Source organism: Streptomyces sp. NPDC107765, assembly GCF_055657085.1.
Map to the genome: position 1 here is coordinate 412,660 of NZ_JBVKBL010000003.1, position 16,709 is coordinate 429,368.

Annotated in this window: 17 protein-coding genes and 1 pseudogene; 9 read left to right on the plus strand and 9 right to left on the minus strand. The window is 72.3% G+C overall.

Going from position 1 to position 16,709, the window contains the following annotated elements; all coding sequences use genetic code 11:
- Positions 1–5 precede the first annotated feature (5 nt).
- The 4 genes from ACZ7MX_RS10495 to ACZ7MX_RS10510 form a co-directional block, all read right to left on the minus strand.
- Positions 6–815: an amino acid ABC transporter ATP-binding protein gene (locus ACZ7MX_RS10495; RefSeq protein WP_472131163.1), complete on the minus strand. Its 810-nt coding sequence runs from the start codon at positions 813–815 to the stop codon at positions 6–8.
- Positions 812–1,717 carry an amino acid ABC transporter permease gene (locus ACZ7MX_RS10500; protein WP_472131164.1) on the minus strand — a complete coding sequence of 302 codons (906 nt, stop codon included), beginning with the start codon at positions 1,715–1,717 and terminating at the stop codon, positions 812–814. Before ACZ7MX_RS10500 ends, ACZ7MX_RS10495 begins: the two co-directional genes overlap by 4 nt.
- Positions 1,714–2,595: an ABC transporter substrate-binding protein gene (locus tag ACZ7MX_RS10505; RefSeq protein ID WP_472131372.1), complete on the minus strand. Its 882-nt coding sequence runs from the start codon at positions 2,593–2,595 to the stop codon at positions 1,714–1,716. Before ACZ7MX_RS10505 ends, ACZ7MX_RS10500 begins: the two co-directional genes overlap by 4 nt.
- 114 nt (positions 2,596–2,709) lie before the next feature.
- Positions 2,710–3,393 (minus strand): glycerophosphodiester phosphodiesterase, encoded by a 684-nt coding sequence (locus ACZ7MX_RS10510; RefSeq protein ID WP_030413225.1) that lies wholly within the window; start codon positions 3,391–3,393, stop codon positions 2,710–2,712.
- Between the two features lie 488 nt (positions 3,394–3,881).
- Between ACZ7MX_RS10510 and ACZ7MX_RS10515 the strand changes: the two genes are divergently transcribed.
- From ACZ7MX_RS10515 to ACZ7MX_RS10530, 4 genes are all read left to right on the plus strand, one after another.
- Positions 3,882–5,279 carry a DUF6421 family protein gene (locus tag ACZ7MX_RS10515; RefSeq protein ID WP_310723730.1) on the plus strand — a complete coding sequence of 466 codons (1,398 nt, stop codon included), beginning with the start codon at positions 3,882–3,884 and terminating at the stop codon, positions 5,277–5,279.
- Positions 5,280–5,338: 59 nt separating this feature from the next.
- Entirely contained in the window at positions 5,339–6,100 is a 762-nt protein-coding gene (locus ACZ7MX_RS10520) for an SDR family NAD(P)-dependent oxidoreductase (RefSeq protein ID WP_030799752.1), read from the plus strand.
- A complete protein-coding gene (locus ACZ7MX_RS10525) occupies positions 6,097–7,167 on the plus strand; it encodes a threonine aldolase family protein (protein ID WP_472131165.1) in 1,071 nt (356 codons plus the stop codon). The genes ACZ7MX_RS10520 and ACZ7MX_RS10525 overlap by 4 nt, the downstream gene beginning before the upstream one ends.
- A 239-nt stretch (positions 7,168–7,406) precedes the next feature.
- Complete coding sequence (locus tag ACZ7MX_RS10530) at positions 7,407–8,105, plus strand: B3/B4 domain-containing protein (protein WP_472131166.1); 699 nt, start codon at positions 7,407–7,409, stop codon at positions 8,103–8,105.
- A 39-nt stretch (positions 8,106–8,144) separates the two neighbouring features.
- Here ACZ7MX_RS10530 and ACZ7MX_RS10535 read toward each other — a convergent pair whose 3' ends face one another.
- On the minus strand, positions 8,145–8,855 hold the full coding sequence (locus tag ACZ7MX_RS10535) for a lysophospholipid acyltransferase family protein (RefSeq protein WP_472131167.1): 711 nt from the start codon (positions 8,853–8,855) through the stop codon (positions 8,145–8,147).
- 160 nt (positions 8,856–9,015) lie between these two features.
- A complete protein-coding gene (locus ACZ7MX_RS10540) occupies positions 9,016–9,444 on the minus strand; it encodes a DUF4395 domain-containing protein (RefSeq protein ID WP_472131168.1) in 429 nt (142 codons plus the stop codon).
- Positions 9,445–9,519: 75 nt separating this feature from the next.
- Here ACZ7MX_RS10540 and ACZ7MX_RS10545 point away from each other — a divergent pair, with 75 nt between their 5' ends.
- The 4 genes from ACZ7MX_RS10545 to ACZ7MX_RS10560 all read left to right on the plus strand — a co-directional run bounded on the left by ACZ7MX_RS10545 (position 9,520) and on the right by ACZ7MX_RS10560 (position 12,693).
- Positions 9,520–9,939 (plus strand): thioredoxin family protein, encoded by a 420-nt coding sequence (locus tag ACZ7MX_RS10545; RefSeq protein ID WP_472131169.1) that lies wholly within the window; start codon positions 9,520–9,522, stop codon positions 9,937–9,939.
- Positions 9,940–10,164: 225 nt separating this feature from the next.
- Positions 10,165–10,671, plus strand: a complete 507-nt coding sequence (locus tag ACZ7MX_RS10550; RefSeq protein ID WP_472131170.1) for a flavin reductase family protein — start codon at positions 10,165–10,167, stop codon at positions 10,669–10,671.
- Between the two features lie 224 nt (positions 10,672–10,895).
- The gene (locus ACZ7MX_RS10555) at positions 10,896–11,681 is read left to right on the plus strand and encodes an electron transfer flavoprotein subunit beta/FixA family protein (protein WP_261952655.1); all 786 of its coding nucleotides are present in this window, start codon (positions 10,896–10,898) and stop codon (positions 11,679–11,681) included.
- A gap of 49 nt (positions 11,682–11,730) precedes the next feature.
- Positions 11,731–12,693, plus strand: coding sequence for an electron transfer flavoprotein subunit alpha/FixB family protein (locus tag ACZ7MX_RS10560; RefSeq protein ID WP_472131171.1), 963 nt, complete (start codon positions 11,731–11,733; stop codon positions 12,691–12,693).
- A gap of 112 nt (positions 12,694–12,805) precedes the next feature.
- On the opposite strand, the gene ACZ7MX_RS10565 is transcribed toward ACZ7MX_RS10560, so the two are convergent.
- Both ACZ7MX_RS10565 and ACZ7MX_RS10570 read right to left on the minus strand, forming a co-directional pair.
- A complete protein-coding gene (locus ACZ7MX_RS10565) occupies positions 12,806–13,120 on the minus strand; it encodes a putative quinol monooxygenase (RefSeq protein WP_472131172.1) in 315 nt (104 codons plus the stop codon).
- Between the two features lie 121 nt (positions 13,121–13,241).
- Positions 13,242–13,325 (minus strand): annotated as a pseudogene (locus tag ACZ7MX_RS10570) (mycothiol transferase); the annotation flags it as partial.
- A gap of 268 nt (positions 13,326–13,593) precedes the next feature.
- On the opposite strand from ACZ7MX_RS10570, the gene ACZ7MX_RS10575 reads away from it, so the two are divergent.
- Entirely contained in the window at positions 13,594–14,904 is a 1,311-nt protein-coding gene (locus ACZ7MX_RS10575; protein WP_472131173.1) for a DUF6986 family protein, read from the plus strand.
- 753 nt (positions 14,905–15,657) lie between these two features.
- Here ACZ7MX_RS10575 and ACZ7MX_RS10580 read toward each other — a convergent pair.
- Positions 15,658–16,698 (minus strand): LacI family DNA-binding transcriptional regulator, encoded by a 1,041-nt coding sequence (locus ACZ7MX_RS10580; protein ID WP_472131174.1) that lies wholly within the window; start codon positions 16,696–16,698, stop codon positions 15,658–15,660.
- Positions 16,699–16,709 lie beyond the last annotated feature (11 nt).

Sequence of the window (16,709 nt, forward strand, 5' to 3'; positions counted from 1 at the left end):
GCGCGCTACAGCCGCCCCGCCCGGATGATCCGCTGCAGGAACTGCCGGGTGCGGTCGTGCCGCGGCTCCCCGAAGACCTGCCCGGGCGCGCCGCGCTCCAGCACCACCCCGCCGTCCAGGAAGCAGACCTGGTCGGCGACGTCCCGCGCGAAGCCCATCTCATGGGTGGCGATGACCATGGTCATGCCCTCCTCCTTGAGGTCGCGGACCACGCCGAGGACCTCGCCGACCAGCTCCGGGTCGAGCGCCGCGGTGATCTCGTCGAGCAGCAGCAGCCGGGGCCGGCCGGCCAGCGCCCGGACGATCGCCACCCGCTGCTGCTGGCCGCCGCTGAGCCGGTCGGGATACTCACCGGCCCGCCCGCCGAGCCCCAGCCGGTCCAGCAGCTCCCGGGCCCGCTCCTCCGCCTCGGCGCGCGGCACCCCGTGCACCCGCCGCGGCGCCAGCGTGATGTTGTCCAGCACGGTCATGTGCGGGAAGAGGTTGTACGCCTGGAAGACCACCCCGATCCGGCGCCGCACCGCGTCCGCGTCGGCCCGCGGATCGGTGATCTCCGCGCCGTCCAGGAAGATCGCCCCGTCGTCGATGTCCTCCAGCAGGTTCGCGCAGCGCAGCAGTGTCGACTTGCCCGACCCGGAGGCGCCGATCAGCGCGGTCACGGTGTGCGGGGGCACCTCCAGGTCCACGTCCCGCAGCACGACCGTGTCCCGCCCGTAGGTCTTGCGCACCGATTCCAGCCGCAGGACGGGGCCGTCCCCCAGGGCCGCCGCACTCTCCTCGGCGGCCGGCCGCGGTGTGCGGTCCGTCGTGCTCATACCAGTCCTCCCTGGGCGCGCCGGCGGTCCGTCCGGGCCGTGACCCAGTCCGTGAAGCGGGTCATCGGGATCGTCAGCGCGACGAAGACCAGCCCGGCCACGACGTACGGCGTGAAGTTGAAGTCCTTGCCGGCCATGATCTGCGCGGCGTACACCGCGTCCACCGCGCCGGCGATGGACACCAGACCGGTGTCCTTCTGCAGCGAGACCAGGTCGTTCAGCAGCGGCGGCACCACCCGCCGCACGGCCTGCGGCAGCACCACGAAGCGCAGCGCCTGCCCGCTGGAGAGCCCCAGCGACCGGGCCGCGGCCCGCTGCGAGGGGTGCACCGATTCGATCCCGGCCCGGAAGACCTCGGCCACGTACGCCGAGTACGTCAGCACCAGCGCGGCCCCGCCGAGCACCACCGGATCGGTGGTCACGCCCTGCAGCCGCAGCGCCGGCACGCCGAACACCACCATCAGCAGACAGATGATCAGCGGCAGCCCGCGGAAGAAGTCGGTGTACGCGGTGGCCAGCGCGCGCAGCGGGAAGAACACCGGCCCGCGCAGCGTACGGGCCACCGCCAGCAGCAGCCCGAGCACCAGCACCGCGGCCCCGCACACCACCAGCAGCCGCAGGTTCAGCAGCAGTCCGTCCAGCACCTGGGGCAGCGCCTTGCGGGCGTACGCGGCGCTGAAGAACGTGTCCCGGGTGCGCGGCCAGCCCGGGGAGCCGGTGATCACGACGAACAGCACGGCGGCGGTGACCAGGGTGCTCAGCGCGGCGACCGCCGTCGCACGACGGGCCCTGGCCCGCTTGAACCGCTCCCGCTCGATCCGCCGCGCGGACGGCACATAGCCGTCCCCGGCCGGCTCCCCGCTGTCCGCCGGCACCTTCAACAACCCCTTGCCGTACGTCACTTGAGCACCGGAACGGCAACGGCGTCGGTCAGCCACTTCTTCTCCAGCGCGGCCAGCGTGCCGTTCTTCCGGAGCGCGTCGACCGCGGCCGTCACACACCCGGTGATCCGGCTCTCCTTGTCCAGGACCAGCCCGAACTGCTCCTTCGTGCTGCCGGTGCCCGCGAACTGGCCGACCACCTTTGCGTCCCGGACCTCGGCCGAGGTGATGTAGAACGCCGTCGGAAGGTCGGTGACGATCGCGTCGACCTGGCCGTTCTTCAGGGCCGTCTTCGCGTAGTCGTTCTTCTGGAAGACCGCGGCGGTCCGGTCCGGGTGGATGGTGTCGTTGACGACGTCCAGGCTGGTGGAGCCGACCTGGGCGCCGAGCTTGACGTGCCGGAGGTCGGCGATGCTCCTGGCGCGTGCGGCCCGGGAGCCCTTGAGCGCGACGACCGCCTGGCGCACGTCGTAGTAGCCGGAGGAGAACGCCACCGCGTGCTTGCGCTGGGCGCTGATGGAGATCTGGTTGATGTCGAAGTCGAACTTCTTCTCGCCGGGCGCGAAGGCGTTGGTGAACGGCACGGTCTGCCAGTCCACCGCGCCCTTGCCGTAGCCCAGACGGCGGGCGACGGCGTAGGCGACGGCCGATTCGAAGCCCTTGCCGCTGGCCGGGTCGTCGTCCTGGAACCACGGCGCGTAGGCCGGCTTGTCGGTGCCGACGGTGAGCTTCCCGGCCCGCACGGTGGCGAGTTTGCCGCGGTCGCAGCTCTGCTTGCCCTGCCCGGCGGCCCGCGGGCCACCGGGGGACTCGTCCTGCGGGGCGCAGCCGACGGCCGCGGTGAGCAGTACGGCGGCGGCGCAAGTGGCCAGGCGAAGAGGGCGGTTGACGAGGCGCATGGCGGGAGAGTGGCAGTGCGCACCGCCGTCTGTCGAGATCATCGGGGAAAACGTCCGCATGCTGGAAGCCTGTTGCTCCGCTGTGAACTGCGGATTTCCCCGTCCGGCGGACCGTCAGGCGGTGAAGCGGACCGCCCGCCGGATCTCCGGGAGGTCGGTCACCACCCCGTCCAGCCCGAGGCCGCGGGCCAGCCGGAGCTGGTCGTGGGTGTTGACCGTCCAGGCGACGACCTTCAGCTGTGCGGCGTGCGCCCGCTCGACCAGCTCCAGGGTGAGCCGGCGGATGTTCAGCGACAGCATGTACGCGCCGACGGCCTGGGCGCGGTCGACGACGTCGGCGCCGTACCGGCTGCCGACCAGCGCGGTGCGCACCCCGGGCAGCAGCGTGCGGATCGCGGCCAGCGCCTCGTCGTGGAAGGAGATCACCTCGACCCGGCCGGTCAGATCGCGCGCCCGCATCACCTCGGCCAGCGCCTGCGCGGCCGCCACGTCCTTGATCTCGGCCTGCAGCGGCGCCTTGACCGCGTCCACGACCTCCTCGAACACCGGGATCCGCTCGCCCTGGCCGGCGTCCAGCTCACGCAGCTCGGCGAGGGTGCGCTCGGCGATCGGCCCGGCCCCGTCGGTGGTCCGGTCCACGTCCGCGTCGTGCATGACGACCAGCGCGCCGTCCTTGCTCAGATGCAGATCCAGCTCGATGACGTCGACGCCCTCGTGCTCGGCACGTACGAAGGAGCGCAGGGTGTTCTCCGGCTCGACGCCCATGATCCCGCGGTGCCCGATGGTGAGAAAGGACAAGGCTGCCTCGCTTCTGTCGGCTCGGTAGTGCTGTCGGCTCACTGCCGGTGTCGACCGTCGACCGTCGGCAACGGCGTGCGAAACGGCGCTCAGCCTAACGGCCCGCATGCCCGGAAACCGGTTGCCGAACGACCCCGCGGTGTGTCCAGTACCCGTACCCGCCATATCCGCCCCCGGCACCCCTCACCCACACGTGGGCGCGCCCCCGTCCCGCTGACGCGGCACCCACCGCGCCGGCCTCGGAACCCCTCACTCCGTTCACCGGCGGGGGTGGGGGAGTGTGGCATATGCCACAGTGGCCGCAACCGGAGAAAGTGCCAAATCCCTTGCCGCCGCAGGCAGTAAGTGTCGCCGGAGCGGGCTCGGACAGGAAAAATGAGGGTAGGGGCGGGGTACCGGCCGAATAATTTTCGGATCCCCCACTTGAGCGGACGATCCTTGGCTGGTTACCGTGTGCTGACAACACGATCTACCGCCGGAGGGCAGTCATGACGGAAATTCTTTCGCCTGTGGGTGTCCCGGGAGGCACTCGGACCGCAGAGCGTGTGGTGGATCACCCGGCGTGGCCCGTGCTCAAGGACGCCGTCGAGACCATCCGGCCCTGGCAGGCCAAGGACGGCTCGATCGACCTCGCGGCCGAGGGCGCGCCGACCGCGGACGCCGTGCGCGCCGAGGTCGAGCGGGCGATAGCGGCCGTCCGGGAGCTCGCCCCGCTGCTCCCGCACGACGCCGCCTACCACGAGGCGCTCGTCGCCGACCTGCGCCGCTGGGCCGACGACGGCTACGGCGTGCCGGACTTCCTGGACTCGCTGCTCGCCTTCCAGCCCGCGCAGGCGCGCGCCCACGGCCTGCAGCACCTGGTGCTGTTCCCCATGTACACCCAGAACGGCAACCCGGACCGCAACTTCGAGGCCGTCGTGCTGCGCATGGTCTGGCCGGACTGGCTCGCCGAGCTGGAGCGCACCCGCTACGACAACCCCCTCTTCTGCGGCATCACCTTCGAGGACTTCACCGCCGGCTACGACACCAACTCCGCGGTCCTCTTCCCGGAGACCATCGCGGTGCGCGAGGCCCCCGCGCGGTTCACCTGGGGCGGCATCTTCTGCGACCGCGAGGCCGCCCGCTTCCGCCGGGTCACCGAGGCCGCCGTCGAGACGCTCGGCCTCGAAGTGCCCGAGGACATCCGCGAGATGCTCACCGACCAGGAGCGCTGCCAGGAGGCGTTCGTCCTGTGGGACATGGTCCACGACCGCACCCACAGCCACGGCGACCTGCCCTTCGACCCCTTCATGATCAAGCAGCGCCAGCCGTTCTGGATGTACGGCCTGGAGGAGCTGCGCTGTGACCTCACCGCCTTCAAGGAGGCCGTGAAGCTGGAGGCCGAGGGCTACTCCCAGGCCCGCGACGTGCAGTTCGCGGTGATCTTCGACCGGATGTTCCGCTTCCCGGTCACCGGCGACCGGGTCCGCAACTACGACGGCCTGGGCGGCCAGCTGCTCTTCGCCTACCTGCACAAGCACGACGTCGTACGCTGGACGGACAACACACTGCACATCGACTGGGAGCGGGCGCCCAAGGTCACCAACGAGCTGTGCGGCGAGATCGAAAAGCTCTACCGCGACGGCATCGACCGGCCCAAGCTGGTCCACTGGTTCGCCGCGTACGACCTCGTCTCGACCTATCTCGCCCCGCACCCGGGCTCGGTCTGGGCCAAGGGACCGGACGCCCTCGACCTGGACCAGCCGCCGCGCAAGCTTGTGGACGACGTGCTGCCCGACGAATTCCCGCTGAGCATGTTCTACGAGGCGCTCGCCAAGAAGCTGCGTTCCGTGATCGCCTCGACCAAGGGCATCACCGCCCACAGCGACACGCTGGCGGCGGCATGAGCACCGACCGTGACAACCGGCCCACGGCCGTCCAGGAGCAGGACGAGGAGGCGACGGAGATGGTGACTTCGACGGGCGGTCACGGGCCGCTGGAGGGTGCGGTCATCGCGGTGGCGGGAGCGGCCGGTCCGGCCGGCCGGGCCACGCTGCTGCGGCTGGCCGAGGCGGGCGCCGTGGTGGTCGGCTCGGACGCCAACCCCGAACGGCTCGCCGAGGCCGTGGACGCGGCCCGCTACGCGCACGGCGGTGCCACGGTGATCGGGGACACCGTCGACCTCCTGGACCTCGAGCAGACCCGCGAATGGGCGGACCGCACGGAGAAGGAATTCGGCCGCATCGACGGTCTGGTGCACCTCGTCGGCGGCTGGCGCGGCTCGTCCACGTTCGCCGAGACCGACCTGCGGGACTGGGACGCCCTGCACCGGCTCCTGATCCGCACCGTCCAGCACACCTCGCTCGCCTTCCACGACGCCCTGGAACGCAGCGGGAACGGCCGCTTCCTCCTGATCAGCGCGGCCGGCGCCAGCAAGCCCACCGCGGGCAACGCCGCCTACGCCGCCTCCAAGGCAGCCGCCGAGGCCTGGACGCTCGCCATGGCGGACGGCTTCCGCAAGGCGGGGGGCGAGCAGGGACCGCGCGCCGCGGCTGCCATCCTGGTCGTCAAGGCGCTCGTCAACGACCAGATGCGCGCCGAGCGACCGAACGCCAAGTTCGCGGGCTTCACGGACGTCTCGGAGCTGGCCGAGGCCATCGCCGGGGTCTGGGACCGGCCCGCCCAGGAAGTGAATGGACAGCGTCTGTGGCTGACCCCCGAGCCGTGACCGGAGCGAAGACCGACGCCCGGCAGCACCACGATCCGCAGATCCGCGGCTTCGCCAGCGACAACTACGCCGGCGCCCACCCCGAGGTGCTGGCCGCGCTCGCCCTCGCCAACGGCGGTCACCAGATCGCCTACGGCGAGGACGACTACACCGAGCACCTCCAGCGGGTGTTCCGCAGCCACTTCGGCCAGCGGGCGCAGGCGTTCCCGGTGTTCAACGGCACCGGCGCCAACGTCGTCGCCCTCCAGGCCGTGACCGACCGCTGGGGCGCGGTGATCGCCGCCGAGACGGCGCACATCAACGTCGACGAGGGCGGTGCGCCCGAGCGGGTCGGCGGGCTGAAGCTGCTCACCGTGCCCACGGAGGACGGCAAGCTCACCCCCGAGCTGATCGACCGCCAGGCCTGGGGCTGGGACGACGAGCACCGCGCCATGCCGCAGGTCGTCTCGATCACCCAGAGCACGGAGCTCGGCACGGTCTACACGCCCGACGAGATCCGGGCGATCTGCGAACACGCGCATGAGCGCGGCATGGTGGTCCATCTGGACGGTTCGCGGATAGCCAACGCCGCGGCGACGCTGGACGTCCCGATGCGGGCCTTCACCAACGCCGTGGGCGTCGACATCCTCTCCTACGGCGGCACGAAGAACGGTGCCGTCTTCGGTGAGGCCGTGGTCGTGCTCAACCCCGACCGGGTGCGCGCGATGAAGCACCTGCGCAAGCTGTCCATGCAGCTGGCCTCCAAGATGCGCTTCGTGTCGGTCCAGTTGGAGGCGCTGCTCGCCAAGGACCTGTGGCTGCGCAACGCCCGCCACGCCAACACCATGGCGCAGCGGCTGGCGGCCGGCGTCCGGCAGGTCGACGGGGTGGAGATCCTCTACCCGGTGCAGTCCAACGCGGTCTTCGCCCGGCTGCCGCACGACGTGAGCGAACGCCTCCAGAAGCGCTACCGCTTCTACTTCTGGGACGAGCAGGCCGGCGATGTGCGCTGGATGTGCGCGTTCGACACCACCGAGGAGGACGTCGACGGCTTCCTCGCCGCGCTCCGCGAGGAAATCGCCCGCTGACGCCGGACCCGACGGGCCCGCGCCCGGCCGGAGGTCATGACGTGACCCCCGGCCGGGCGCGGGCCTTTTCCGGCACCCTCGCGGCGGCACGGGCTGGTACGGCACCGGCTGGTACAGCACAATGAACTCGACAGTACGGTTTGATTTACCGTGCCCGGTCGTGCTGCAATGCCGCCGGAGGGCCGCCGACGCGGCCGCGCCACCGGCAGCCACCGCCACGACCCGCGAGGAACGGCCCGATGCCCACACCCCTGTACGTCTCCGACGAGGTACGCGCCCTGGCCCCGGGCTTCGCCCACCTCGCCGTCGAAGCCCACGGCCTGACCAACGGGCCCAGTGACGCAGCGAGCGCCGCACTGCTGGACGAGGCCGCCCGCCGGCTGGTCCGGCGCCTCGACGGGCGCGCCCCGCAGGACGACCCGCACCTCGCCGCCTGGCGCGCCGCGTACACCGCCTTCGGCGCCAAGCCCTCGCGCACCCGCAACTCCGCCGAGGCGCTGGCCCGGCGCGCCCTCGCGGACGGCGGGCTGCCGCGGATCAACCGCCTCGTCGACCTCTACAACGCGATCAGCGTCGCCCACCTCGTCCCCGTCGGCGGTGAGGACCTGGACCGCATCCAGGGCGGTATGCGACTCGTCCGGGCGGCCGGCGACGAGCCGTTCGCGACCGCGGCCGGCGGCGCCGAGGTGATCGAGCACCCCGACGCCGGCGAGGTGGTCTGGTGCGACGACGAGGGCGTCACCTGCCGCCGCTGGAACTGGCGCCAGGGCGTCCGCACCCGGCTGACCGAGGATTCCGTCAGCGCGCTGTTCCTGCTGGAACGGATGGCTCCGATGCCCCTCGACGACCTCGCGGCCGCGGGCGAGGAGCTGGCCGAGGCGCTTCAGAAGAGCTGCCCCGGCGCCCGGGTCGAGATCGGCGGGATCCACGCCGCATAGCGGCGGACCGGCACCGGCCGGCCCGCCCCGTGCGCTGCGTTACGCGCCGGGCGCCGCCGGCGCCGTGCCGCCGAGGTGGGCCGGGATCCACCAGGTGTCGTCGGGGCCCTTGGGGCGTACGGGATAGGCGCGCTGGGCGGCCTCCAGGAGGTCCTGGACGCGGGCCCGCAGCCGGTCGGTGATCTTCTCCGCGGGCTCGGCGGGATCGGCCGCCACGGGCTCGCCGACCCGGATCGTGATCGGTATGTGGTTGCGCCTCAGGTCCCGCTTGTGGCCCTTGGTCCACAGCCGCTGGGTGCCCCACAGCGCCACCGGCAGCAGCGGCACCCCGGCCTCCTGCGCCAGCCGCGCCGCGCCCGACTTGAAGGACTTCAGGGTGAACGACTCGGAGATGGTCGCCTCCGGGAAGACCCCGATGATCTCGCCCGAACGCAGCGCCGTCAGCGCGTGCTTGTAGGCGTGCATGCCCTGCGCGCGGTCCACCGGGATGTGCTTCATCGCCCGCATCAGCGGTCCGGACACCTTGTGCCGGAACACCGACTCCTTCGCCATGAACCGCACCAGCCGCTTGGCCGGGCGGGCGGCGAGCCCCGCGAAGACGAAGTCCAGGTACCCGATGTGGTTGCTCACCAGCACCGCCCCGCCGCGGCGCGGAATGTTCTCCGTCCCGGCGATGTCGAATTTCAGGTCGAGCGCCTTGAACAGCGTGCGCGCGGCACCGATCACGGGCGGGTAGACGAGCTCTGCCATTGTCCGGAGGACCCCTTTTTCCATGCCTGGGGAGGGTTCTCCCGGCGGAAACCTACGCCGTCGTCACTGCGGCTTTCGGGAGATCGTGCCCGATTGCGGCCGCCGCGGCCAGCGCGCCGACCGCCCCGGCCGAGAGATCCTCGTCACGTACCCGACCGGCTCAGCCGGTCGCCCGCCGTAGCAGAAGGTACATTTCGCACCCCAGGCAGTACCCGAAAGCGGCATTGAGGAAGGCCGCCGCGAGGGCCACCGCGGTGGCCGCGAGCCCCAGCCACTGCGCCCCCGCGGCGAAGCCGGCCAGACCCACCAGCGCGAAGAACAGCCCGACCCGCTGGGCGAAGCGCGGCGGGGCCGGATCCTCGAACGCCGTCGGCGCGGGCAGCCGCGGCCGCACCACCGCCTTGAACAGCCAGGCGTACGGCGACCGCTGGACCCCGGCCACCGCCCCCACCGCGAAGACCAGCGCCTGGCAGGCCAGCAGCGCTGCGCTCCCGCTGATCAGTACCGCCGCCAGCACCACGGCCGTCAGCGCCGCCCCGAACCGGGGGCCGCGTACGTCGACCCGGTCGTCGACCCTGTCGCTCGTCATGCCCCTACCTTCCCCCGGAACGGCCCGCCTGGCGCACCGGGAATCTTTGCGGTCGTGTGAATGCTGCACTCCTCGATGACCGGACTCATGGTGTGCCTCGCGGTGCTCGCGGCAGCGGGCCTCTTCGGCGTATGGCACCAACGCCGCAACGGGAGACTGTCGGTGCGCAAGCGGGACGAAACGGCGCGGCTCGGGGCCGCGGAGATCGGCGCGGCGCTGGGGGAGCGGGCCACCCTGCTGCAGTTCTCCAGCGCCTTCTGCCAGCCCTGCCGCGCCACCCGGCGCACCCTCGCCGAGATCGCCGGCATGGTCGAGGGGGTGGCCCATGTGGAGATCGACGCCGAGGCTCACCTCGACCTCGTACGGCAGCTGAACGTGCTGCGCACCCCGACGGTGCTGGTGCTCGACGCCGACGGCACGATCGTCCGCCGCGCCTCCGGCCAGCCCCGCAAGGCCGACGTCATCGCGGCGCTCGGGGCGGCGGTCCGTGATTGATCTCCCAGATACCGGGCCGCCCTTGACGCTGTGGGTCACACATCGTCACTCTGACGTGATGCGGCCAGGAACCCTTCTCTACGGACGCGCCCATGTCGACCTTCTGCGGACCGCCAGCGCCCGCTGTCCGGGCGTGTGAGCAACGACGACGTAACCGCCGCAGGGCGCCGTACGGGCGCCGGCGGCCCCGCCCCGGCTCGTCCGCCCCAGCAGAAGGACAACTCCATGACGGTCTCGTCCGACCTCGGCACGCCCCGCGCCGCCTCGCCCGACCTCCTGCGCTCCGTCTTCCGCCGGCACGCCGCCGGTGTCGCGGTGATCACCGCTCGGGGCTCCGGCCCGGTGGGCTTCACCGCCACCTCCCTCACCTCCGTCGCCGCCGAGCCGCCGCTGCTCTCGTTCGGCATCGGCACCGGCGCCTCCAGCTGGCCGGCCGTCTCGGTGGCCGACCACATAGGCGTCCACATCCTCGGTGAGCACCAGGCGGACCTGGCCGCCACCTTCGCGCGCAGCGGCGCGGACCGCTTCGGGCCCGGCACCTCCTGGCGCACCGGTCCCGAGGGCGTGCCCCTCCTGGACGGCGTACTGGCCTGGACGGTCTGCAAGGTCGTCGCCCGGGTGCCGGCCGGCGACCACCGCATCGTGGTCGCCCAGCCCGTCGTCGGCGACCCCGCGGGGCCCGGCCGCCCCCTCCTCTACCACCAGGGCCGCTTCAACGCGCTGCGCGACTGACGCGTCCGCCGCGGCGCGCTTCTCACCCGCGCTCTTCGCCCGATCAGGGCCGTTGGGAAGGTCACATTTCGACGGCCTTGATTCGGGGCACGAGACTGTATGTACTGGCGAGTAATATGGCGGTCGGCGTGGGGAACCGCATCCGACCGGGAGCCGCCCCGAGAGGCGCCTATGCTGCCAGCACGAGGCAGTTCTGAAGAGACCAAGCAGGTAGGAGAGCCGGCGTGAGCTTGAGGATCGTTGTCTGTGTGAAGTACGTGCCCGACGCCACCGGCGACCGGCACTTCGCCGAGGACCTGACCGTCGACCGTGACGACGTGGACGGTCTGCTCTCGGAGCTCGACGAGTACGCCGTCGAGCAGGCCCTGCAGATCAAGGAAGCTGCCGACGACGCGGAGATCACGGTCCTGACCGTCGGCCCCGAGGACGCCAACGACGCGCTGCGCAAGGCCCTGTCCATGGGCGCCGACAAGGCCGTCCACGTCGAGGACGACGACCTGCACGGCACCGACGCGCTCGGCACCTCGCTCGTGCTCGCCAAGGCCATCGAGAAGACCGGCTACGACCTGGTCGTCTGCGGTATGGCCTCCACCGACGGCACGATGGGCGTGCTGCCCGCCCTGCTCGCCGAGCGGCTGAACGTCCCTCAGGTCACCCTGCTCTCCGAGGTGTCCGTCGCCGACGGCAAGGTCACCGGCCGCCGGGACGGCGACACCGCCAGCGAGCAGCTGGAGGCCGCGCTGCCGGCCGTCGTGTCCGTCACCGACCAGTCCGGTGAGGCGCGCTACCCCTCTTTCAAGGGCATCATGGCCGCAAAGAAGAAGCCGGTGGAGTCCCTGGACCTGGACGACCTGGACATCGACGCGGACGAGGTCGGCCTCGAAGGCGCCTGGACCAAGGTCGAGGACGCGGCCGAGCGCCCGGCCCGTACGGCGGGCACGATCGTCAAGGACGAGGGCGAGGGCGGCAAGCAGCTCGCCGAGTTCCTCGCGGGCCAGAAGTTCATCTGAGCCGCAGCCCTTCCCCCCGCCCTCATTCTTCCCGCAGGAGAGCATTCCCATGGCTGAAGTCCTTGTCTACGTCGACCACGTGGACGGCGCCGTCCGCAAGCCCACCCTCGAACTGCTCACCCTGGCCCGCCGCATCGGCGAGCCGGTGGCCGTCCACCTCGGCCCGAACGCCGAGGAGGCCGCGAAGGTCCTCGCCGAGCACGGCGCCGTGAAGGTGCTGGCCGCCGACGTACCCGAGTTCGCCGAGTACCTCGTCGCCCCCAAGGTCGACGCGCTGCAGGCCGCCTACGACGCGGTCTCCCCGGCCGCCGTGCTGCTGCCGTCCTCCGCCGAGGGCAAGGAGATCGGCGCCCGCCTCGCGGTGCGCATCGGCTCCGGCATCATCACCGACGCCGTGGACCTGGAGGCCGGCGACGAGGGCCCGGTGGCCACGCAGTCCGTCTTCGCGGCCTCGTACACCACCAAGTCCCGTGTCTCCAAGGGCACCCCGGTCATCACCGTCAAGCCCAACTCCGCCGCCCCGGAGGCCGCGCCGGCCGCCGGTACGGTCGAGCCGCTCGCGGTGACCGTCGCCGACTCCTCCAAGGGCACCAAGATCGTCTCGCGCACCCCGCGCGAGTCGACCGGCCGCCCGGAGCTGACCGAGGCCGCGATCGTGGTCTCCGGCGGCCGCGGCGTCAACGGCGCCGAGAACTTCCCGGTCATCGAGGCGCTCGCCGACTCGCTCGGTGCGGCCGTCGGTGCCTCGCGCGCCGCGGTGGACGCCGGCTGGTACCCGCACACCAACCAGGTCGGCCAGACCGGTAAGTCCGTCTCGCCGCAGCTGTACATCGCCGCGGGCATCTCCGGCGCGATCCAGCACCGCGCCGGCATGCAGACCTCGAAGACCATCGTCGCCATCAACAAGGACGCCGAGGCGCCGATCTTCGACCTGGTCGACTACGGCGTGGTGGGCGACCTCTTCGACGTCGTCCCGGCCCTCACCGAAGAGGTCAAGTCCCGCAAGGGCTGAGCCTCTTGGCGCTCCTTCCGGGTGCCGCGTCTCCGCCAGAACCGCACGAGGCCCCGTACGCGCGGTTGCGTACGGGGCCTCGTGCTGCCCGGACCCGACGGGGGCCCGGCCCTCAGGTGTGCGGGAGCCGGTCCTTGCCGGGCTCCCCGGACGGCACCGGCTCGACGACGGCCACGTCCAGCGGTGCGGCCAGCGCCTCGGCGATCTCCGCTCCCAGGGCCGCCAGGGCCGGGCCGGCCGAGTGGGCGTCGAGGGACGCCTGGTCGGCCCAGTTCTCGATGACGGTGACCCGGTCCTCACCGGCGTGCACCGCGTAGAGCAGACAGCCCGGCTCGGCGTGCACGGCCGGGGTGTGCCGCCGGAACGCGGCGAGGACGTCCGCGCGGCGGCCGGGCTTGGTCCGGATGGTGGCGACAACGACGGGCACGGGGCCTCCTGGGGCACTGCGGACGGATGTGATCACACGGGTGGGATCACACGGATGCGATCACACGGATGTGATCACTGGTGAGGGATCGTAAGTGATCTTGAAGAGGGCGTTCGGCCCAGTCGCCCGTCACCCCGTCGATCCGTTCGCGCAGCAGGTCCGCGTGGCCGTTGTGGCGCGCGTACTCCTCGATCAGGGGGACGTAGGCCCGATCAGTTGGACGTAGACCCAGGGAGGTCTCTGCGCTGGAGGGGCGGTGCGGTCCACGTCATGCCGCGAGTCCGATGGTGCGGCGCGGCAGGCGCCATGGGGTTTCACCGGCCGGTGCCGGCGGCCGTGACCTGCACCGCCTCCCGCGGTGGGGTGTTGACCTCGGCAATCTCCCCGGTTAACTTCGCTCTACGGATTGTTGATTCCGTTAAGCGGAAAACGCCCGGCAGCAGCATCGGGCGTAAGCGTCGGGAGGGTAACGAATGGGGCAGCAGGAGACCGTGGCGACGAGCCTCGCGGACACCGTACGCGAGGGGATCGGCGCCGCACTCGCCCAGGTGGACGCGGATCTGGCCCGGCGCTACCCCGGTGACCCCGGCACCCGCCAGCCGGTGCACACGGTCTACGTGCCCGGCGACGTCTTCGCCGCCGACACCGTGCGCTCCTGGGGCGACCAGGCGCTCGCCGCCCTGGACGAGCACGCCCCCGACGCCGCCGCCCTCGCCGCCGTACTGGGCATCCCGGACGAGCTCGCCACCGACGTCCACGACCGCGTCCGCGCCAAGCTGACCCGCGAGCCCGTCGAGGACCTGCGGATCGACTTCGAGGACGGCTACGGCCCGCGCCCGGACGCCGAGGAGGACGAGGCCGCGGCCCGCGCCGCGGCCCTGGTCGCGGCCGCTCACCGTGCGGACGCCTCCCGGCCGGAGGTCGGGGGAGGCACCGTCGCCCCGTACATGGGCATCCGGATGAAGTGCATGGAGGCCGCCGTCCGCGACCGCGGCATCCGCACCCTCGACATCTTCCTCACCGGCCTGATGGCGGCCGGCGGACTGCCCGACGGCCTGGTCCTCACGCTCCCCAAGGTGACCTACGCCGAGCAGGTCACCGCCATGGTGCGGCTGCTGGAGGCGTTCGAGAAGGCGCACGGTCTGGCGAGCGGCCGGATCGGTTTCGAGATCCAGATCGAGACCACCCAGGCCATCCTGGGCGCCGACGGCCGGGCCACCGTCACCCGGATGATCGAGGCCGCCGAGGGCCGCGCCACCTCCCTCCACTACGGCACCTTCGACTACAGCGCCTCCTGCGGTGTCAGCGCCGCCCACCAGTCCCTCGACCACCCGGTGGCCGACCACGCCAAGGCCGTGATGCAGGTGGCCGCCGCGGGCACCGGGGTGCGGCTGTCCGACGGCTCGACGAACGTCCTGCCCGTCGGCCCGACGGCTCAGGTGCACGACGCCTGGCGGCTCCACCACGGCCTCGTACGCCGCTCGTTGGCCCGCGCGTACTACCAGGGCTGGGACATGCACCCGGCCCACCTCCCGACCCGTTACGCGGCCGTCTACGCCTTCTACCGCGAGGGCCTCGAACAGGCCGCGGCCCGGCTCGCGGCGTACGTGGCCAAGGCGGGCGGCGACGTCATGGACGAACCCGCCACCGCCAAGGCCCTCAGCGGCTATCTCCTCCGCGGCCTCGACTGCGGCGCCGTCGACACGGCCGAGGTCGCCCGCCTCACGGGCCTGACGCGCACGGACCTCGACGCGCTGGCGGGGCGGGCGGGGAAAGTGGGGTAGAGGGGGCAGACGGGGTAGTCGCTCCGCTCTCACCCGAGCCCGCTCTCACCCGAGCCCGCTCTCACCCGAGCCCGCTCTCACCCGGACCCGTTCTCACCCGGACCCACCCGCCACTGGGACCCACCTTCACCAGAACCCCCACCCCGAACTCACCCCGCACCACGAGAGCCCATCCCCCCACCCCCGAACCCACCCCCCGCCCCCTCCCCCGAAGGGGGAGAGGGGGAGGGGGCGGGGGAGACCGCGGGGCGCCGCCTGCCGGCCCCGAGCCCGTAGCCTGCCGGCCCTGAACCCGCCTGAACCCGCCTGAACCCGCCTGAACCTGCCTGAACCTGCCTGAGTCCCCGGCATTGTCAGTGGCTCGTGCGAGCATGACGGTGCGTTGGGGAAGGGCCAGGACGACGCAGCGGTACGAGCCGTGGGCAGGGTAGGGCAGGGCACGGGTGCAGCGGGGCGGGGGAGCTGATGGGGCGAGGACGAGGGGCGGTCGGCCGCCGTACGTGGCGAGCCGGCGCCGACCCCGTGGTGCGGTCACGCGTCGACCGTGCGGGGCGGTCAAGCCTTGACCCCAACGTGCGGTCAAGCCTCGACCCCACCGTGCGGCCGGGCGCCGGCGCCGACCCCACCGTGCGGCCGTTCGCCGGCCCCACGACGCAGTCAGGCGCCGGCCCCGCGAGGCAGTCAGACGCCGACCCCACGCCGCAGCCAGGCACCGGCCTCAAGGAGCCGTCACGTCTCGGCCGGGGCGGGCGATCAGCCTTCCGTCGGGGGGATTTCGCCGGAGCCGCGGGGGATCAGGCGGGTCGGGATCTCCGTGCGGTGCGGCGGTTCGGTGATGCCGTCGAGGCGGCGGAAGAGCAGCCCGGCGGCCGTGCGGCCCATCAGGGCCGGGTCCTGGGCGACGACCGTGACCGCCGGCCGTACGAGATCGGCGAGTTCGAAGTCGTCGAAGCCGACGAGCGCGACCGGTCGTGGCGAGGCGCCGAGGACCCGCACGGCGGTGACGGTGACGCGGTTGTTGCCCGCGAAGAGCGCGGTGACCGGCTCCGGCGCGTCCAGCATGGCCGCGGCGGCGGAGCGTACGCGCTCGGGCGCGGTGGAGCCCAGCGACACCCAGGAGTCGTCAACGGGCAGCCCCGCGGCGGCCATTGCGCTGTGATAGCCGCCCAGCCGCTCCCGCGCGGTGTGGATCCGCGGCTGGTCGCCGATGAAGCCGATCCGCCGGTGGCCGTGCGCGATGAGGTGGGCCACCGCGTCCCGCGCGCCGCCGAAGTTGTCGCAGAGCACCGCGTCCGCGTCGATCCGGCCCGCCGGGCGGTCGACGAACACGGTCGCTATCCCGGCCGTGATCTCCGGCTCCAGATAGCGGTGGTCGTCACCGGCCGGGATGATGACCAGCCCGTCCACCCGCCGTGCGCACAGCGCCAGCACCAACTCCTGTTCGCGCGCCGGGTCCTCGGCGCTGGAGCCGTTGATCAGCAGTGCGCCGTGACTGCGGGCGACCTCTTCCACGGCGCGGCTGAGCGGGCCGTAGAAGGGGTCGGCGAGGTCCTCCAGGACGAGACCGATGCTGGCCGTGCGGCCCTTGCGCAGGATCCGCGCCGAGTCGTTGCGGCGGAATCCGAGGGCCGTGATGGCTTCCTGGACGCGGCGTTCGGTGTCCGGGGTGACACCCGCCTCGCCGTTGACCACGCGGGAGACCGTCTTGAGGCCGACCCCGGCGCGCGCCGCGACATCCTTCATCGTGGGACGGGTGCCATAGCGGCGGGACGTGCCCCGCGCGGTGTCGGTCACGGTCTGCGGTC

Coding starts and splice junctions, on each gene's coding strand:
- ACZ7MX_RS10495 (WP_472131163.1), bottom strand. CDS start 815: ATGAGCACGACGGACCGCACACCGCGGCCGGCCGCCGAGGAGAGTGCG.
- ACZ7MX_RS10505 (WP_472131372.1), bottom strand. CDS start 2,595: ATGCGCCTCGTCAACCGCCCTCTTCGCCTGGCCACTTGCGCCGCCGCC.
- ACZ7MX_RS10515 (WP_310723730.1), top strand. CDS start 3,882: ATGACGGAAATTCTTTCGCCTGTGGGTGTCCCGGGAGGCACTCGGACC.
- ACZ7MX_RS10520 (WP_030799752.1), top strand. CDS start 5,339: ATGGTGACTTCGACGGGCGGTCACGGGCCGCTGGAGGGTGCGGTCATC.
- ACZ7MX_RS10530 (WP_472131166.1), top strand. CDS start 7,407: ATGCCCACACCCCTGTACGTCTCCGACGAGGTACGCGCCCTGGCCCCG.
- ACZ7MX_RS10535 (WP_472131167.1), bottom strand. CDS start 8,855: ATGGCAGAGCTCGTCTACCCGCCCGTGATCGGTGCCGCGCGCACGCTG.
- ACZ7MX_RS10540 (WP_472131168.1), bottom strand. CDS start 9,444: ATGACGAGCGACAGGGTCGACGACCGGGTCGACGTACGCGGCCCCCGG.
- ACZ7MX_RS10545 (WP_472131169.1), top strand. CDS start 9,520: ATGACCGGACTCATGGTGTGCCTCGCGGTGCTCGCGGCAGCGGGCCTC.
- ACZ7MX_RS10550 (WP_472131170.1), top strand. CDS start 10,165: ATGACGGTCTCGTCCGACCTCGGCACGCCCCGCGCCGCCTCGCCCGAC.
- ACZ7MX_RS10560 (WP_472131171.1), top strand. CDS start 11,731: ATGGCTGAAGTCCTTGTCTACGTCGACCACGTGGACGGCGCCGTCCGC.
- ACZ7MX_RS10575 (WP_472131173.1), top strand. CDS start 13,594: ATGGGGCAGCAGGAGACCGTGGCGACGAGCCTCGCGGACACCGTACGC.